Origin of the sequence: Amycolatopsis sp. NPDC049868, assembly GCF_044461365.1 — a bacterium.
Taxonomy (GTDB): domain Bacteria; phylum Actinomycetota; class Actinomycetes; order Mycobacteriales; family Pseudonocardiaceae; genus Amycolatopsis.
Window position 1 is genome coordinate 40,317 of sequence record NZ_JBITKV010000018.1, and the last position, 17,133, is coordinate 57,449.

Sequence of the window (17,133 nt, forward strand, 5' to 3'; positions counted from 1 at the left end):
GTCGTCCTCCTCAGTGGTGTGCCAGCCAGGCGCGGTGCCTGGCGTAGTGGTCGGGGCGGCGCGTGCGCAGTTCCGCGCGCGCCGCGGCCAGCGGCGGGCTGCCACCGGCGAGGGTCATCCGCGCGGAGACTTCCCACCGCCTGCCCGTGTGGACGTCGATCCGCGCCAGCACCTCCAGTGGCGTTTCGACGGGAACCGGTCGCTGGAAGGAGACGTGCAGGGACTTGGTGACCACACGAGCCTCCAGTCGAAGCGCGGCCATGTTCAGCACGTCGTCGAACACGGCAGCCGTCCAGCCGCCGTGCGCGACCTTGGGACCGCCCTGCCAATGCAGCGGACAGACCACGTCGAAGCGCAGTGGATGCTCATGTGCCTCGACCCCAAGCCGGCAACGGTCGTCCGGGGCGCAGCCGCCGCAGAGCAGGCGCCCGGATGGCGAGGGAGCGATCACGAAGTCGTCGGGGTTCTCATCCACACGTCGCTCCCCTCAGTGTCGCGACCATCGCGTCGGGCACGTCGATCACACCGCGCCGCAGCGTCTCCTCGCGGCACGCGACGGACCGGTCGAACGGCACCCGGACGGCCACGCCGTCCTCGACGGGCCTGGTCGCGCGGATGGACGCGGCGAACTCGGTGACGCGGCGGTGATAGTCGTCGGAGTCGGTGAGCACGGCCGGATCGAGCAGCAGCACGAAGAAGCCGCAGTCGGAGATACCGGGCGGAGCGGCCGCTGCGCCGCTCATCATCCCGAGCAGTTGCACCACCATGGCCAGCCCGGAGCCCTTGTGGCCGCCCCACACGCCGAACGCGCCCTCCAGCGCGGCGGCGGGGTCGAGCGTCGGGGCGCCGTCGGCGTCGTGGGCCTGGCCTGGCTCCAGCTTCTCGCCGAGCCTCGCCTTCAGCACCACTTCGCCGTACATCACCGCCGACGTGCCGATGTCCCAGATGACCGGCGTCGGCGTGGCGGGGAAGGAGAACGCGATCGGGTTGGTGCCGAACCGTCCCTCGGTACCGCCGTGCGGGGCGACCACGGCGGGTCCGCTGCCGGCGATCATCCCGGCGAGGCCGGCCGTCGAGGCCTTCTCCAGGTAGTAGGAGAACATGCCCGTGTACCAGGTGTTGCGGGCGCCGACCACGGCCATCCCGTGCTCGCGGGCCTTCGTCACGGCCAACTCGAGCGCCCGCATGCCGACGAGGTAACCCACCTGGTCGCCGCCGTCGAGGGTGGCCGACACCGGCGTCTCGGCCGTGACCTCGATCGGTCCGGGCCGCTCTGCGGTGGCGCGGATACGCTCCACAATGGATACCGCACGGGCTAGCCCGCCGAACGAGAGCCCACGCAGTTCGCAGTCGAGCAGATGATCGGCGATGATGCCGGCCTCATCCTTGGTGTGCCCGGCATCGGTCATCACGGCGACGACGAGGGCATGGGCATCGGCGATGGTAAGGGTGGTCATGAACCGGCCTCCACGGACGCGGGCGGGGTGGACGGTGCGGGTTCGCGGCGCCGGACCAGGCCGAACGCCGCGGCGGCACTGGCGGCGGCCGCGGCCAGCAACAGGTACGCGGGCGAGCGCCGGTCACCGGTCAGTTCCACCAGCGCCTGGCAAATGAAGACCGCCGATCCGCCGAGCACGCCGACGGTGACGTTGTAGGAAATGCCGACCACGCTGCCGCGCCTTTGCACGGGAATGAGCTGGACGTAGGTGATCGGCGCGACGCCCGAGTAGAACGCCGGACCCGCCGACAGCAACACCGTGCAGACGACGATCAGCCACAGGGGCGGCGCGCCGGCCAGCACGGCGAACAGCGGATAGGTCACCACGAGTACGACGAGCGAGGACGCCAGCAGCACCTTCGGCCGGTCTTTCCGGTCCGACGCGCGACCGCCGGCGACCACGAAAAAGACCCCGGCCAGTAACGCGAACACGATCACCGACGTGGCGGTGAAGGCGGACAGCCGCAGCTGGATCAGGTAGCTCTGCACATAGGTATAGACCATGTAGATCCCAACGATGTGCAGCACGGACACGCCGACGAGCAGGAACACGCGCGCCCACTGCCCGTCCGGCGCGGCGTCGCCCGGGGAAGGCCGGCCGCGTGCGGCGAGGAACTCCGGGGTCTCACCGAACCTGCTGCGCAGGTAAAGGCCGATCACGCCGATGGGCAGCGCCAGCAGGAACGGCACACGCCAGCCCCAGGTGGCCATCTGCGCCGGAGTCAGCACCGCGGTCAGGGAAAGCACGACGACGGCGCCCAGCAGGAAACCGGCAAGGCTGCCGACCTGCACGCGGCTCGACAGCGCGCCACGCCGGTGTGGTGGCGCGAACTCCGCGACGTAGATGATCGCCGTGGTGAACTCGCCACCGGCAGCCAGCCCCTGCGCGAACCGCAGCAGCACCAGCAGGATCGGCGCGGCGATGCCGATCATGGCGGTGGTCGGGAGCAAGCCGATGAGCGTGCTCGCACCGGCCATCAGAAGCAGGGACGCGACGAGCGCGGGCCGTCGGCCGAGCCGGTCCGCGACCGGGCCGAAGACCAGCGCGCCCGCGGGGCGAGCGAGGAAGGCCGAGCCGAACACGGCGAACGACGACAGCAGTGCCGTGCCGGTGCTCGCGGCGGGGAAGAAGACCTTGGCCAGCACGGTCGCGAGAAACCCGTAGACCGCGTAGTCGTAGGTTTCCACCGTGTTGCCGATGGACGCGGCGAGCGTCGTACGCCGCACTTCCGCCGGTGTCGTCATGACATGCCTCTCCATTGAGGTGGGTTCGCGGCTCAGGCGGCCGCGAGGTGGTGGTACTGGCTGCGGAAGAACAGCAGCGGCTCTGCCGTGGTGTCGGCGGACAGGTCGTCGACGCGGCCCACGACGATGTGGTGGTCGCCCGCTTCGTGCACGGCCTCGATCGTGCAGCCGACCCAGGCCACGACCCCGTCGAGCACGGGATCTCCGTGTGGCCCGGGGCGCCAGTTCAGACCCGCGAACTTGTCCCCGCCCGATACCGCCAGCGCGCGGCAAACGTCTTCCTGGCCGGCGGCGAGGACATTGGCGCAGAACGTGCCGTGCCGGGCGAGGACGGGGAACGTCGAGGACGTCTTCCCGGGCAAGAACGCCACCAGCGGCGGGTCGAGTGACACCGACGTGAACGACGAGACAGCCATGCCCGCGGGCATGCCGCTCGCGTCGCGCCCGGTGATCGCCACGACCCCGCTGGGGAAGTGTCCCAGGACCGACCGGAACTGAGCTGATGTAAGCATGCTGTCACCATAGAAGCCTCCGTACATCATTGCAAGCATGCTGAGGACATCAAAGGGAGCTGCCTCTACGCTTCGGGGGTGACCAGTTCGCTGCCTTACATCGATCCGTTCGATGACGGTCGTTCGCCCCGGCGTGCGGAGACCGATATGGACGAGGCTTCCTCCTTGATCGACGCCGTGTTCCGGTTCGAGCGCGCTGTCTCAAGGATCGGAAACACGCGGCTGCGGCCGTGGAACATGACGTTGTCCAGCTACACGGCGCTGCGGATCCTGGCCAACCGTCCGCGTCTCACGCTCGCCCAGCTGTCGCGGCGCTGCTATGCCCGGCCGCAGACGATGACGCGCATTGTCAGCCAGCTGGAGAAGCGCGGTTTCGTTGCTCGCGGTGCGCATCCGGAGAGCGAAAGGGCGGTCTCTCTCGAGGTCACGAAGGCAGGCCTGGCCGCATTGGAAGAGATGGGCTCCGAGGTGCTCAAGATCAGCGGCACCCTCAACGCCGTGCTCGGTCGGAGCGAGATCGTCGCCGCCGACCGCCAGCTTCGGCAGGCCGCGCTCGTGGTCGAGGGGGAGTTGCGGGAGATGGAGCGCAGCGAAGAGTAAGCATGCGCATATAACGCAAGCATGCTTATACTTGTGTCATGGATCGAGTGACCATGGCGCTGGCCGCCCTGCGTGAGGGCCGGCCGGTGCTCGTGACCGACGCCGCCGACCGCGAGAACGAAGGCGACGTGGTGCTCGCCGCACACGTCGCGACCGCGCACTGGATCGCGTGGACCGTCCGGCATTCGTCGGGGCTGCTGTGCGCGCCGATAACGCCGGGCCGTGCGGCCCAGTTGCGCCTACCCTCGATGGTGGACCACAACGAGGACCCACGCGGCACGGCCTACACCGTCACCGTGGACGCGAAAACCGGTGTGACCACCGGGATCAGCGCCGCGGACCGCGCTCGCACCCTGCGGTTGCTGGCGGACCCGGCAGCGACGGGCGCGGATTTCGTCCGGCCCGGGCACGTTCTGCCGCTGCGCGCGCGAGCCGGCGGTGTGCTGGAGCGGCCGGGGCACACCGAGGCGGCGGTCGACCTGTGCCGGCTCGCGGGTGTACCACCCGTCGGGGTGATCGCGGAACTGGTGAACGACGACGGGTCGATGCTGCGCGGTCCCGGCGTGGAAGCACTCGCTCGCCGGGCCGGCCTGCCGACGCTGACCATCGCCGAACTGATCGCCCATCGACGAAAGAATCCCCTGCCCGGCACGGATGAACCACGCGTGGTGCGAACCGCGGAAACCGTACTGCCCACGCGGTACGGCCGATTCCGGGCGTTGGGCTACCTCGACCTGCGGACCGGCGCCGAACACATCGCGCTCGTCCGTGGCGAGTCTCGCGACACGGCAACCGTGCGCGTGCACTCCGAATGCGTCACCGGCGAGGCGCTCGGCTCCCAGCGCTGCGACTGTGGTCCTCAGCTCGACGCCGCACTGGAGTGCATCAGCCGTGACGGCGGCGTGCTGATCTACCTGCGGGGGCATGAAGGCCGAGCCATCGGGCTGGGGAAAAAGCTGGCGGCGTATGGACTCCAGGACGGAGGCTTGGACACAGTGGACGCGAATCTCAGACTGGACGCACCGGTCGACGCGCGCGAGTACGGCGCCGCGGCGGCCATCCTTCACGATCTCGGCGCCACCTGCGTCCGGCTGCTGACCAACAATCCCGACAAGGTCCGTGATTTGCGCGCTCATGAGGTTGCTGTCGTACAGCGGCTCCCACTCACCGTTGGTGCCACGCCTGTGAACCTCCGGTACCTGCGCACCAAGGAGCAGCGTATGGGCCACCTGTTCGACGAACGCGATATCAGCTGAGCCTTGACATGCTCCAGGCCGGTTCGGACTCGATCACTCCGCGATCGATACCTCCGGGGCTCGGTGTTCACGCGCGTGGGCTGGCGGATCTCCCCGGCGCACTCCGGGATCGCGGACAGGAGCTTAGTGGTGACCGCACTGAACGGGTGGCGCTTCCTCGCTGTCGAGCACGAGCTGGCGGCGATGTGGAAGCGTCCAAGGTTGGCGAGGTTTGGTTCGGACGGCCGCGGCGCGGTGTGCCGGGCCAGGTGACGCGGGTCCTCGGCGAAGCAGACAATCCGCGCGCAGATTGCCTGCTCAGCGCACCGCTGCGGCCAGTCCGTCAGCAGGCGAGGACTCCGCGTTCGCGAAGGTGTTCGGTTTGCGCGCTGCACGCCTGAACTGAACGGACGTCCGAATAGCTGGCAAAGCGGGCGTCCCGGCGGTGTTTTTGTACAAGATTGTCTGCCCGCATTGACATCGAAAGTAGGCCTAGGGTGATTTATGTGGCCCCTGCAGAACCCGCCAGGGGCGCCACTAGAAGGCAGCGGCCCGTTCCCGCCGGAAGGTCCCGGCTGGTCGAGCGGGCCGCTGCCGTGCTTCACCGATCGGGCCACAGCTGTTTGCAGCGTGCCGACAGAGTTGAGCGTTCGTCGGAACGACGCGGGTCGATTCGGAGCGGCTGACCCAAGTCGCTACTGCGTTCTCGATAGCGGGCGGCTCGTGCCGACTGCTGTCCGGTGCCATCGCATCCTGTCGGCCATGTCGAGGCCGACTGGTCTTGTCCGGATGCCGAGGTGCATTCGGTCGAGTGGAGTCCAAGCATCGCGATCAAGGTGGCATGGTCCTCTGCAACCCGTGGTACTCCCGGCGAGCGGTACCGTGAATCCTTCCCCGAACACACTCGGCAGCCGGTGTATAGGTACGCGCCGAGGCGTGTCCGCCGTGGCGCGGGTCGAGTCACTCGCCATCCTTGTCGCTCTGCAGAACAGGGCAGGCGGCGGCCGGTGGGCGTAAGTCGAGGTGCAGGGTCGCGGGGGGTCCCGTATGCCCGCCCCGCACGAGAACCCGCGATCCTGCCGCCGCTATGCGTTGCCCGAACGTACAAAATGGGCGCCTGGGCTACTCTAATGGTCGCCAATGGACTTTCGTGACTGTCACACTGGACATCCTGTTTTCCTGAACCGCCGCGTTTGGCCAAGAGGCACATATGGCTAAGAAGAACTCGTCCCGGACCAAGGTTTCCCTCATCAAGCTTCCTCTTGTGGACGGGGATGGCATAGGAGTTGCACGCTCCCTGGACGGGGCGATTCGTGCTCGTGCCGTCCGGACCGTCCGCCGCATGGCGCACGATGAGGCCGACTGTGCCGCCTTGCTCGCAATGCTCGGGTTGGACACGACCGAGACCGCTACGGCGAGCCGGAACGACCGCCAAGACGGCTACGCTGCTTAGCAGTGCGACTGCGCTCGGAACAGTCGCGCAATGCTGCAGGGCGGGTCATGGGTGGATTGTCGGCCCACTTGGCCGCGATCGAAGAACCTTTGGGGGCCAGAATCGCTTTCAGTGGTAAGCCCGCCACTGCGGATCCCGAACGGGGCTGGCTGGTGTTGACGAGTACCTGTGCAGGGGGCCGCGTTCTCCATTTGGTCGGTTGCGGGCCGGGCATTGACCGTCGCGCGGCTCTACGTCTCGCCAGTGCACTACCTTGTGGACGCACTGTGCGATCACCACACGATCAGGCCTCCATCAGGCCTGGGCAGCCCAGTCCAGTACATTCTGGTACTGCTGGATTTCCGTAGGGCGGGGCGACTCAGCACCTGACCGGGTACAGGTGATTCCGGCAGCGGTCGCCGCGAATCGCAACGCGTCAACCCAGTCGTCCGCTGCGAGTTCGCCGAGCCCCTGTGCGGACAGCCGGTCATGTCGGTCCAGCCAAGCAAGCAGCGCGGCCTGCACCGTGTCTCCGGCTCCGATCGTGTCCACCACGTTCACCGTCACCGACGGTACATGGACCAGTTCACCGGATCCAAACACCGCGGTCAACCCGTCGGTGCCACAGGTCAGTACCACCGCGGCGGGTCCTTGCCGCTGCCAGCGGCGTGCAGCCAGCACCGGATCCTGCATGCCACCGAGCCATTGCGCATCCTCGACGGACAGTTTGAGCAGGCCGACATCCGGCAACCAGGATTCGAAGCGCCGCCGGTACTCGTCCGCATCCGGGATCAACATCGAGCGCACGTTCGGGTCCAGCATGATCAACTTGCCGGACTCGGCCTCCCGGTGCAGCACCGCTTCGTAGACGCTTGCCGCCGGCTCCAGCACGAGCGACACGCTTCCGAAAGACAAAGCATGCACATCCGCAGAAAGCTGCCCCGGGTCAGCCACCAGCCGGTCTGCTGTGCCTGCCAGATGAAAGGTGTATCGCGCGGAACCGTCAGGCTCCAGGCCCACCACGGCGAGCGCCGTAGGCTCCGCACTCCGCTGCACCAACGAGGTGTCCACCGTCGCCTCCCCGAGTTGCCGAATCATTGCGTCGCCGAAGGGGTCGACCGACAAGCGAGACAGAAACCGTACCGGAACGTCGAGCCGCCCCAGCGCAACAGCCACGTTGTATGGGCTACCCCCCAGCCGTGGACATAACGGCCTCAACGCCTCATTGGTCGCGGACGCGCTGGCGCAGGGCACTAGATCGACCAGCGCCTCGCCACAGACGACAATCATCGAGAACTCCGGTAGATTGATTCGGAAAGGCTTGGACTGGCATATGCAGCGCTCACAGTATCCGAATATCTCTACAAGCGAGTGTGGATCTACACCGAATAAATGGTCAGGCTGCCGACCTGTGACCAGACCCTATTCTGAGCAGGCGCTTCGATGAGTCGCTGAGAGCGTGTTCGACGTGACAGGCGCCGCTGGACGAACTGCGGCCTGGATCACCGGCTTCCGGCGCCTGACCCTGTTCTCCGAACGGAAAGCTGCCAACTTCCCCGCCTTCCGCAGCCACCTTACCTGCTACAAAAACTCTGCAACATGCCGTATGCGACAAGCTCCGAGTCACGCCAGGGCCGCAGCCAGCGGTGGGCGACAGTGCACTGCCACTAGCTCCCCTTCGAGATGCACCGCACCGGCCGCGTGCGGAACCACGACGGTCATGCCGCGCTTTAGCGCCAGTTCGTCGCCTCTGTCCGAGCTTAATCTCCCGAAGCCGTCCGTCACCACTAGCACACCGAACGACGGCTCCAAGTCGGCCACGTCGTGCAGACGGTCGGCGCGGAAAAACGGTGCGGCGCCCTCTGACAGTAGAGGGACCCGTCCATCGCATCGGCTTGCAGTCCGTTTGATCAGCGAGGTGAGCACAGATTCGTCAATACTGCGGCGCTGAACGGCTTCGAGCGCGGTCTTCTGGTCCATGCCAAGAAAAGCGCTCTCCGCGTCTGCCAGGAAGCCGTCCCACTCCAAGGTGATCGAGAGGTCGGTAGGCTGTTGCAACTCGATCATGAAAATTCCCGGACCGAGTGCATGAGGAACGCCGGCGGGCACGTGCACGGTATCACCCGGCTTCACCGGAATCTCGTTGAGCGAACCCAGAAGTGCCGAGGAATCCTGGGTCGCGACCCAGCGGTCTACAACGTCCCTCGTGACATCGTCACGAAAGCCTAGGTAGGCTTTCGCGTCCGCTCTGGAGCTGCCAAGCACGATCCAGGCTTCGGTCTTACCGAACCGGGAACCTAGGTGCCGCCTCGCGAAAACGTCCGATGGATGGCAATGCACGGGAAGTCGCTGTCCGGCGTCGATCAACTTGACCAGTAGTGCCGTGCTATCGCCGAAGAAAGCCACGTGCTCGGGTCCCAACCAGTGCATCGGCTCGGCGCGTACCGCGTCGCGCAGCCAACGCCCATCGGGTAAAGGGGTCAGCCCCGTCTCGGCATGCCCGAACCGCGTCGTGGTCGAGGCGATCCAGTCTTCCGGGCCGAACTCACGATGCTCGCCATTATCCCGCAGTTCAGCGATCGATGCGCCACCCCGGTAGAACTGCCGGGGTTGATTAGCAGGAAGAACAATTGCTTGAGGAAATTGCCTGCTGTGCGTCATGCTCAACACATCACCTTTGTAGAACCATGGTCAGTAATCCGAGGAATCCACGCGATTGCGCGACCGGAGCGGGGGACTCACATCATTTCTGTGCGGCCCGGTGGGATGGCGCGGCTGTAGGCCGGCCGCTCAGTCTGTCGTGCGGACACGCTCGTCCGCGTCCAGAAGGTCAAACATCTGCGCAGCCGCTTTCCCGATCTCCGGGTAGGTCAGATCGTTGACGAAGGTAGCGCTTCCGATTCCATTCATCAGGGTCAGATTCTGATGACCGTCACGGTGGCGCACGGTGTCGGCAAGCGCGACGCTAAGAAGTTCCGCGTCGCAGAACATCGGGTGCGATGGCGCGAGTCCGATGCCGCGTGTAACTGCGATGACCCGGTCGAGATCGCAGGGGGACAACAATCCACGGTTCATGGCCAAGAACGCGGAGAAGACGCAGTCCAGTGCAACGGCCTCTCCATGGAGCAAGTAAGGCAATGCCTGCATTTCGATCATCGGAGAAAAGGTGTGACCGTAGTCGACGATGCGGCGAAGATCGGTTTCCCACAGGTTATCTTGCAGTTCCTCGACCATGCCTGAGATGGCCTGTTTGATCACGACCAGGCCAGGTTGGACTTGCCTTGATTCTTCCGAGGTGTCTTGCAAGTGCTCGGCGACAAGTCGATCGCCGTGACGTTCCAGTATTCCAAACAGAAATGGGTCCTTGATCAAGGCCAGTTTCAATGCTTCGCCCAGGCCGCTGCGCACCTGGCGTGGAGGCAACGAGGCGATGAATGTACGATCGATCAGCGTGCGTGGTGGTGGAGCGAAGGTGCCCAGCCGGTTGCGGAAACCGCCGTGGTTCACACCGTTCTTCGCAGCCACGCCGCCGTCGATCTGAGCGAGCAGTGTGGTCGGCACGCGAATGTAGGGAATCCCTCGTCGATAGAGGCTGACTGCCATGCCAACGACATCTTGCAGCACTCCGCCACCGATGCCGATCGGCGGGGTGCCCGCCCGGTAGGTGCCTATCTCGTTGAGGCGGTGCGCAATAAGCTCTACTTGATCCAGTGTCTTGTGTTCGTCTCCTGCAGTCAGGCTCAGGTATTCTACGGGGATACGGTTAACGTCGAAGTATGACCTGACCTGATCGTCGTACAGTGCTTCAATCGAGTGGTCGAGGATGACGAGCCTGGTTCCATTACTTTTCCGTCCGCCCGGCAATCGTCCGAGTGTTGGATTTTTAGGGTCGAGCAGATTCATTGCTTCAATGATCTCGTAACTGACCTCTTGTCTTGTTTTGACGACCCACTTTGCCCTATGTCGCTTCTTCAATTTGTTGGTAGTCATGCCGTGCTCCCAGCATTTCATGTTGAGTACACTTATTTCGAATGTGCGCCAGCTTGCCGGTCGTGTAGACTTGAACTTTCTTCGGTCGTTGTCTGCGATTGTGTGTCCTGATACAGAGAGTTCAAGAGTCGCGGCAAGAGTTGCCCTTGACCGAAGCCGATCAGATTCGACTCAGGAAGCGCGTCGCGCGCGAACCACTTGAAATCAATCGCCTTTCCTTGCGGTTCGGGTCGGCCGGTCATGATGCATGTGTAAGTAAGCGCAACGGCATGCTTGCGCGGATCGAAGAACTCGCCAGTGTCCGGTTCCGGGAAATACTCTACAACATCTCTTAACTGAAGAGTTGAAAGATCGAGGGAGACGCCGTCGCCGAGCGACCAGTGGAACGCTCGCTGGATGGCGGTCACTATCGGTTCGCCGTGTTGAACACCTATACCTACCAGGCACCAGCGGCGAAGACGCCAGTAGGTATCGCGGAGCATCAAGCCTACCATGTTGTCCGTACCCGGCTTGAGGGGAAGTACATCAATTCCTAAGATGGGGATCTTCTTGGTGATCTCGTCGTACTCCTGCTCGGGTATCCATTTTCCCTTGTCGGCGGTTCGGTCGCGCATGAGATCATCCCTCCGCGGTCGGCTTCGTCATAGTCCATGCCGCGGGAACGCCAACGTCCACCGCGGCGACTTCAACCAGCGTTGCCGGGCCCAGTTGATTGAGTAACGGCCCAATGGGCACCTCCTGGTCAGCTTGCTCTGACGGTTTCGCTCGAGACTCCCTGATCCAGCGCTCAAGAGCGGCGCGGATGGTCTGAGTCCTCAGCTTCAGGGGGCCGACCCAGCAAGGTCGGTGCCCGTCTGCGTTCTCTTCCGAATGAGCGACCTTCTCCACCCAGCGGTTCTCCGAAGTCAAGTAGGTGAAGCGTTCAACCTCGGCAAGGGGCATGGGCACGACGCCGACGGCGGGTGAGGTCGCCTGCGCGACCTTCTCCGCATCCAACGGAGAGACAACGTTGTCACCTAGCAGCACATACACCTCCGGCGAGGTCACCAGTCGCAAGCCTGTGAGAAGTGCGTCTCCCGGACCTCGCGGTTCGCGTTGAACGACGACCTCAGCAGGGATGCCAGCGAGTACCTGGCAGAGAAGCAGCGTATTCTCCGGTGCGGCCACGATTACGGTGCGCCCTCCCACTACGTCCGCCGCTGTACGGGCGATTGCGCGGATCAGAGGCTCACCGTCGACTATGAGCAATGGTTTGAAGTACGGGGGAGCGATACCCTCCAGGCGACTGCCGCGGCCGGCGGCAAGAATTATTGTGTCCATGGTGCCGTGATTTCACGCGTCAACGTGCCCTCGTTTTGGTTTCGAAAATGCACCAGGCGCCAGCGGGTGTCTTTTGTGATTTCGCAACCGAGGGCGTAATTGTCGTCAATGTACACTCCGCCACTTGGCGATATATGTTCCAGTGCTCTCCGCTTGCCGGTGGGATCGAGGTCAGTTCCGGCCAGTAATCCGATCCATGACGGGTTGACCGACGAGAAAGTGCTGTGCACAACTTCACGCGTCCCGGCGGTAATGAGCTTAACGGTCCAGCCGCTAGAACGCAGACTCTCCGCAACTTTAGCCCCTGAAAGTGTGTTGACCGTGACCCGGTTCAGTAGATCGAGATGTGCTTCGGTTTTTCGATCGTGCAGGGAACGTGCACGATCGAGGTCATCGTCACAGTACTCCGGAAGCCACGTTTGCCATGCAACACCCCAGCGCCGGTCATGAATATCGACGCCAACTCTGGCATACGCCTGGCGAACGATCTCATAGGTATCGACCAGAACGCCATCGACGTCGAAAACGGCTACAGATGACACGTAGCTTCTCCGATCAGTTGACCGACGCACTCATCCAGAAGGATCTTTGCCGTACTTGTGGGCACATAAACCATCGCACGTAGGACGCTCATGACCGCGAAATACAAGGATGCGATCATGTCGGCTTGCGTCAGGGATGCCATTGAGGCGACAGAGTCAAGTGAAACCTCAATCGATGCCGGCAAATCGTAGGTCAGTCGTTCGTATCCTACGCAGGACATAAATATATGTGCAACGTCTACCGCTATGAGATCCGGAACACCTGGAGTTGCCGGGATGGGATCGACCAACACTATGGCACTGTCTTGCCTGAAGAGGACGTTCTGAAATACGGGATCGCCATGCGTGAGACCGCCAGTAAGATTGGCCCAATCGATTGCCTCGAAAAGTCGATAAAAGATCTCTCGTTCACGTCCGGATAGAGGGCCAGTGATCGGCGCAAGTCGATGTTCATGCGCCTCTCTGTCGAACTCGACCTCCGACGGCTTGTGCCAGAAGTGGTCGTGGAGGAGCTGGACCATGGCTGCAACCAATTTCTGCCCGTCCAGTAGTTCAAGGGGGACTGTGTCGAGTATTTCCATGGTGTATCCCCACTGCGTATCGGTCTTAAAGACGTCATGAACTCGAGGCAGTGCTGGATTGCTGTGCCGCTTTATCCATTGTCCCTGTGAAACCACTCGGGCGCCCAGTACGGTATTTGGCGGGCCAGTCTTCCGGGCGTGGCAGTCATGAGTTATCGCAATGTCTGCTCCGGAATTCCCGCGTTTCGCCGCCGTCTGCGATAGGTAATCTGTCACAGTGTCTGGCAGGTTTGAATTGCCGTATGTATTTAATATCGTCTTCATCAGTTCGGATTCAGGTGCAGAATTCATCGGGCGGCTCCCCGTCTTCGCAAATGCAGAAAAGCTTTGCCTCAAAGGTCTAGGCTGAGTTCCAGCCAGGCCTCCTTCATGGGTCAAGCTGCAGCGGCTGGCGCGTTGCTGAGGGCCGGTCGGATCTACTGAATCGACCCTAGCAAGGCTGCGCGGACGGAGGGCAAGTAGTCGAACTGTCACTATGGCAGGCTCGTCACCCAAGCCTAACGGTCTGGTATGAGCCCGGGCAGCCGCGACGAAGGTTTAGTTGCCGGCTTTCGGGGCAACTGTCGGATGACCGTTACCTTTGCCGACTCTTGCTCGGAAGTGAGCTTGGATCAAGCTACCTATTTGGCGGCTTGACGTTCGTATGTCCTTACCGGTTTGCAGCTTTGCGTGGTGGGCTGGACCACACTGGATTCGCGAGTTATCGACGTCGATTACTGCCAGTCGCTACTCTGGGCCGTTCTGCCTATTTGAGGTGTGTGTGGTTCCTCCCCTGGTCGGTGTGAGGTAGCCTGGAGAGCGGAATGCGACCCGGTGCGGCGGAGTTCAAGCGCTGAGCGCCTGTGCTCGATCTCGCGCTCTTGTGCGCGGATTCGACATCTTCAACATTTCCGTGCCTGACGCAGCGAATTGCCTGATGTTCTTTCGCAGTACCTGGAGGATGAATCTTGCGAGCAGTCACTTACCGTGCGCCACGCGAATTCCTTGTGAGCAATGAACGAGAGGTGCCACTGCGCTCCGGGGAACTGAGGCTTCGCGTGCTCGCGTCGGGGCTGTGTGGGACCGACTTGCATATTCACGAGGGTGGTTTCGGTGCGAAGTTCCCGATTACGCCGGGGCATGAGATAATTGGAGAGGTCATTGAGAAGGGAGCTGAGTCAGGCGCTCTAGCGGTCGGTAGTCGTGTTGCTGTCGACAATGTCATGCCGTGCGGCCATTGCTCCCAATGTCAAGACGGACGTTCCGAACTCTGTGCACACCTGTCGGCGCTCGGTCTGACCCACCCCGGTGGTGCGGCTGAGTATGTGATCGCGTCCGCCGAGAAATGCGTCTCCATCGGTGACCTCGACCTGAACACTGCGATCCTGGCTGAGCCCACCGCATGTGTGGTTCACGGGCTTGATGTCCTGCAGTTGAAGCCCGCCTCGGACGTGCTCGTCATTGGCGCTGGGCCGACGGGACAGATCCTGTCTCAGCTTCTGGTGCGCGGGGGTGCCAGCCGAGTTACGGTCGCCGCGCCTACGCAGTTCAAACTGGATGTAGCCAAGCGCAACGGCGCGAGCATGACCCTGCGGACTCAACGGTCCGACTTCGGCGCAAGTGTACCCGAACTTCGAGATGTTTCCCCAGATGGGTTCGACGTCGTCATCGACGCTACCGGTGAAGGTTCCGTGCTGCGCCACTGCGTCTCCTTGGTCAGAGGCGGAGGTACTCTCATGGTGTACGGGATGTCGGATGAAAACGTTCGCATCGACATCAACCCCTACGAGATCTTCCGCCGGGAGCTGACCATCAAGGGATCGTTCGCGCAAACGAACTGCGTGGCCCGAGCTGTCAGGCTTCTCCAAGGCGGAGGGGTCGTCAGCGATGGAATCGTGACGCATCGTTTCGGACTTGACTGCTACGGCGAAGCCCTTGCTGCTCTCCGATCCCGTTCATGCCTCAAAGCAGTCATCGTCCCTGAGATGCTCGCGAGCGACACGTCCGATGGAGAACTTCGGTGACTACCTTCCAGGGTGATCCGTGCGGGAAGATGTTGGAGACACCCGTCCGCGCTGATGCGCCGCGGAAGGTGGTGCGGGCGCGGTCCCGGTCGAGTTTCCGTAGAGCATTCTGAACGCTGTGGATCAGTCCGGCGGTGTGCTGGCGGCGGGCCTGAACTGCGGTTGTGGCTCGGTTAGCGGTTTCGTTGCCGTCGGCGATGGGTGGAGGCCAGTTCGGCAACGCGGTAAACGGTGCTCCACAGTCGATTGAAATGGTCCTACGGTCGGCGCAGGTCGAGCGCAAACGCTTGGCCAAGCCTCTCGGCGACGCACGGGCCTTTCTGGACTGTCGAGAGCGCGAGTAGTGGTTTCGGCACCTTGTGCAGGTAGTCGGCGGGAGTGTGCTCGGCGATCGGGTCCATTGATCTCGCTTGCGGCGCCAACAGAGCAAGTGAGCGTCGGTGAGAACGACGTTCTGGTAGCCGAGGTTGCGGCGCCCTGGACGACGAGGTGGAACGTGCAGAACCCGCCTTTGGCGGGGTGCCGCGGCGGGCGGGCCCAAGGTCGAACCCTTCCCGCCGGGCCGTCCCCAAGGTCTGATGGATCGGGAACTTCGCAACTGCGTGGAGATGAGCGGTGCTGCTCACGCATGTACTGATGGAGCAACGTTCCTTGGTTGCAGGCTCATCCTCGACCGCTGGGATGCTCCACCGCCAGGCCGCAGCCACCGGTCGTCCGCGCACCCGGTCGCGCCGAAAACGCGACGCCCGCTCTCTCGGCGGATCGATGTGCGGTAATCGACCTTGTCCAACCCGAGCAGCCGCGCCTGGCCTAGGCGTGCGCGGCCAACTCGTCGCCTTTCGCCTGCCTGTGCCCGTCACTGTGGTCGTCGTCGGGTCGTGACAAGGCTTGGGTTCACCCGGGCCCCGACCGTAACGGATCTCCGCTTCGGATCCCGGCCTCACTCTCCAGCAGATACGCCACCCGCAGCCGCATCAGCTCGCGCTGCCGCGACGTCAAGTCACCCTCCGCCGGGAGTTGGCGTTCCCGGCGCGAGGCCGTGCCACAGTCCAGCGAACGGACCGTCGACAGGTGAATGGTTGAGCAGAAAACGTAAAACTCAGCCGCATTCGCTCGCTACCTGCTGCCACTGGCATCACGTGACCTAACCGCGCTCGACCCGCTCCACGCCTGGCCTCTCGAGCACCACACCCGCCCAGACAGCGTGTGATCACTCGGCGGCTGGGGGCAGATCCATCCCGAGACGGCGGTGGCACAACAAATGCAGCAGATAGGCCCGTGCCGTCACCGGAGCGACGGTGTCCTCAGCGCCGGCGAACCCTGGTGCTGGACAGCGGGCGTCCGCGCAACGCTCCTGCGGGCGAGATGCACATGTATCTCACTCGGGACGGCTTCTCGCCTTCGGAGTTCCGCGCCATCGGTCGTGCTGAGCTCGCGGCCTACGGAACCGTAGAGGTTCGTGAAGCTGAGGCGGTAGCGGCGAAGGCCACCGCCAACGGCTTCGAGGTACGGCTGGCGGACGGGACCCGTGAGGAAGCCCGGAAGATCCTGCTGGCCACCGGACAGGTGGACACCTTCCCCGCGATCGACGGGCTCGTGGAACGGTTCGGCAAATGCGTGTTCCACTGTCCGTTCTGTCACGGTTTCGAATCCAAGGGCAAGCCGCTCGCCGTGCTGGGCGGCGATTTCGTCAGCGGTGTCCTGTCGCTCTACCTCGCGGACCGGTTCAGCGCCGATGTGGTGTTGTGCACCAATGGCACCGCCGCATTGCCGAAGGAACTCATGGAAAAGCTCCGCACCCGGGGAGTGGCTGTGCGGGAGGACCCGGTCACGGCTGTCAGGGGTGTTCTCGACGACCTCACCGTGGTCTTCGAGAGGGGCTCGGAACTGCGCCGCGGGGCGCTGTTTCACAAGACGGCCATCGAACAGCACTCGGCTCTCGCGGCCGACCTCGGCTGCGAAAGCTTCGAGGACGGCTGTGTGCGGATCGACGAGTTCCAGCAGACCACGGTTCCCGGCGTGTTCGCTTCCGGTGATCTCGCGCGACAGGCTTCGTTCCCCGAAGCGCTCACCTTCGTAACCCTGGGGGCCGCCGATGGGGCACGGGCGGCGATCAAGATCGACAACGAGCTCTTCCGCGCCGACGCGGACATCACACCCCCGGCGACCCGATGA

General features: G+C 63.6%; 15 protein-coding genes. 4 read left to right on the top strand and 11 right to left on the bottom strand.

What is annotated here, in order from left to right; all coding sequences use genetic code 11:
- Positions 1–10: 10 nt before the first annotated feature.
- From ACIBTM_RS41605 to ACIBTM_RS41620, 4 genes are read right to left on the bottom strand one after another with little or no spacing between them, the layout of a single operon-like run.
- Complete coding sequence (locus tag ACIBTM_RS41605) at positions 11–475, bottom strand: PaaI family thioesterase (protein ID WP_395882639.1); 465 nt, start codon at positions 473–475, stop codon at positions 11–13.
- Complete coding sequence (locus tag ACIBTM_RS41610) at positions 468–1,457, bottom strand: Ldh family oxidoreductase (protein WP_395882640.1); 990 nt, start codon at positions 1,455–1,457, stop codon at positions 468–470. The genes ACIBTM_RS41605 and ACIBTM_RS41610 overlap by 8 nt, the downstream gene beginning before the upstream one ends.
- Positions 1,454–2,743, bottom strand: a complete 1,290-nt coding sequence (locus ACIBTM_RS41615) for an MFS transporter (protein WP_395882641.1) — start codon at positions 2,741–2,743, stop codon at positions 1,454–1,456. The genes ACIBTM_RS41610 and ACIBTM_RS41615 overlap by 4 nt, the downstream gene beginning before the upstream one ends.
- Before the next feature lie 32 nt (positions 2,744–2,775).
- The gene (locus ACIBTM_RS41620) at positions 2,776–3,255 is read right to left on the bottom strand and encodes a flavin reductase family protein (RefSeq protein ID WP_395882642.1); all 480 of its coding nucleotides are present in this window, start codon (positions 3,253–3,255) and stop codon (positions 2,776–2,778) included.
- A gap of 78 nt (positions 3,256–3,333) precedes the next feature.
- Between ACIBTM_RS41620 and ACIBTM_RS41625 the strand changes: the two genes are divergently transcribed.
- Complete coding sequence (locus ACIBTM_RS41625; protein WP_395882643.1) at positions 3,334–3,855, top strand: MarR family winged helix-turn-helix transcriptional regulator; 522 nt, start codon at positions 3,334–3,336, stop codon at positions 3,853–3,855.
- Positions 3,856–3,893: 38 nt separating this feature from the next.
- The gene (gene ribB / locus ACIBTM_RS41630) at positions 3,894–5,111 is read left to right on the top strand and encodes a 3,4-dihydroxy-2-butanone-4-phosphate synthase (RefSeq protein WP_395882644.1); all 1,218 of its coding nucleotides are present in this window, start codon (positions 3,894–3,896) and stop codon (positions 5,109–5,111) included.
- A gap of 1,726 nt (positions 5,112–6,837) precedes the next feature.
- Here ribB and ACIBTM_RS41635 read toward each other — a convergent pair.
- From ACIBTM_RS41635 to ACIBTM_RS41665, 7 genes are all read right to left on the bottom strand, one after another.
- A complete protein-coding gene (locus ACIBTM_RS41635) occupies positions 6,838–7,812 on the bottom strand; it encodes a carbohydrate kinase (RefSeq protein WP_395882645.1) in 975 nt (324 codons plus the stop codon).
- A 333-nt stretch (positions 7,813–8,145) separates the two neighbouring features.
- Entirely contained in the window at positions 8,146–9,183 is a 1,038-nt protein-coding gene (locus ACIBTM_RS41640; protein ID WP_395882724.1) for a class I mannose-6-phosphate isomerase, read from the bottom strand.
- A gap of 129 nt (positions 9,184–9,312) precedes the next feature.
- Entirely contained in the window at positions 9,313–10,512 is a 1,200-nt protein-coding gene (locus ACIBTM_RS41645) for a sedoheptulose 7-phosphate cyclase (protein WP_395882646.1), read from the bottom strand.
- A 32-nt stretch (positions 10,513–10,544) separates the two neighbouring features.
- Positions 10,545–11,126 (bottom strand): DUF4916 domain-containing protein, encoded by a 582-nt coding sequence (locus ACIBTM_RS41650; RefSeq protein ID WP_395882647.1) that lies wholly within the window; start codon positions 11,124–11,126, stop codon positions 10,545–10,547.
- 4 nt (positions 11,127–11,130) lie between these two features.
- Entirely contained in the window at positions 11,131–11,832 is a 702-nt protein-coding gene (locus ACIBTM_RS41655) for an NTP transferase domain-containing protein (protein WP_395882648.1), read from the bottom strand.
- On the bottom strand, positions 11,820–12,374 hold the full coding sequence (locus ACIBTM_RS41660) for a hypothetical protein (protein ID WP_395882649.1): 555 nt from the start codon (positions 12,372–12,374) through the stop codon (positions 11,820–11,822). The genes ACIBTM_RS41655 and ACIBTM_RS41660 overlap by 13 nt, the downstream gene beginning before the upstream one ends.
- Positions 12,362–13,246 carry a hypothetical protein gene (locus ACIBTM_RS41665; protein WP_395882650.1) on the bottom strand — a complete coding sequence of 295 codons (885 nt, stop codon included), beginning with the start codon at positions 13,244–13,246 and terminating at the stop codon, positions 12,362–12,364. The genes ACIBTM_RS41660 and ACIBTM_RS41665 overlap by 13 nt, the downstream gene beginning before the upstream one ends.
- Positions 13,247–13,902: 656 nt before the next feature.
- Here ACIBTM_RS41665 and ACIBTM_RS41670 point away from each other — a divergent pair.
- Together ACIBTM_RS41670 and ACIBTM_RS41675 are read left to right on the top strand one after the other, a co-directional pair.
- The gene (locus tag ACIBTM_RS41670) at positions 13,903–14,958 is read left to right on the top strand and encodes a zinc-dependent alcohol dehydrogenase family protein (RefSeq protein ID WP_395882651.1); all 1,056 of its coding nucleotides are present in this window, start codon (positions 13,903–13,905) and stop codon (positions 14,956–14,958) included.
- Between the two features lie 1,371 nt (positions 14,959–16,329).
- Positions 16,330–17,133, top strand: a complete 804-nt coding sequence (locus ACIBTM_RS41675; protein ID WP_395882652.1) for an NAD(P)/FAD-dependent oxidoreductase — start codon at positions 16,330–16,332, stop codon at positions 17,131–17,133.

Coding starts and splice junctions, on each gene's coding strand:
- ACIBTM_RS41610 (WP_395882640.1), bottom strand. CDS start 1,457: ATGACCACCCTTACCATCGCCGATGCCCATGCCCTCGTCGTCGCCGTG.
- ACIBTM_RS41615 (WP_395882641.1), bottom strand. CDS start 2,743: ATGACGACACCGGCGGAAGTGCGGCGTACGACGCTCGCCGCGTCCATC.
- ACIBTM_RS41620 (WP_395882642.1), bottom strand. CDS start 3,255: ATGCTTACATCAGCTCAGTTCCGGTCGGTCCTGGGACACTTCCCCAGC.
- ribB (WP_395882644.1), top strand. CDS start 3,894: ATGGATCGAGTGACCATGGCGCTGGCCGCCCTGCGTGAGGGCCGGCCG.
- ACIBTM_RS41635 (WP_395882645.1), bottom strand. CDS start 7,812: ATGATTGTCGTCTGTGGCGAGGCGCTGGTCGATCTAGTGCCCTGCGCC.
- ACIBTM_RS41640 (WP_395882724.1), bottom strand. CDS start 9,183: ATGACGCACAGCAGGCAATTTCCTCAAGCAATTGTTCTTCCTGCTAAT.
- ACIBTM_RS41645 (WP_395882646.1), bottom strand. CDS start 10,512: ATGACTACCAACAAATTGAAGAAGCGACATAGGGCAAAGTGGGTCGTC.
- ACIBTM_RS41650 (WP_395882647.1), bottom strand. CDS start 11,126: ATGCGCGACCGAACCGCCGACAAGGGAAAATGGATACCCGAGCAGGAG.
- ACIBTM_RS41655 (WP_395882648.1), bottom strand. CDS start 11,832: ATGGACACAATAATTCTTGCCGCCGGCCGCGGCAGTCGCCTGGAGGGT.
- ACIBTM_RS41665 (WP_395882650.1), bottom strand. CDS start 13,246: ATGAATTCTGCACCTGAATCCGAACTGATGAAGACGATATTAAATACA.
- ACIBTM_RS41675 (WP_395882652.1), top strand. CDS start 16,330: ATGTATCTCACTCGGGACGGCTTCTCGCCTTCGGAGTTCCGCGCCATC.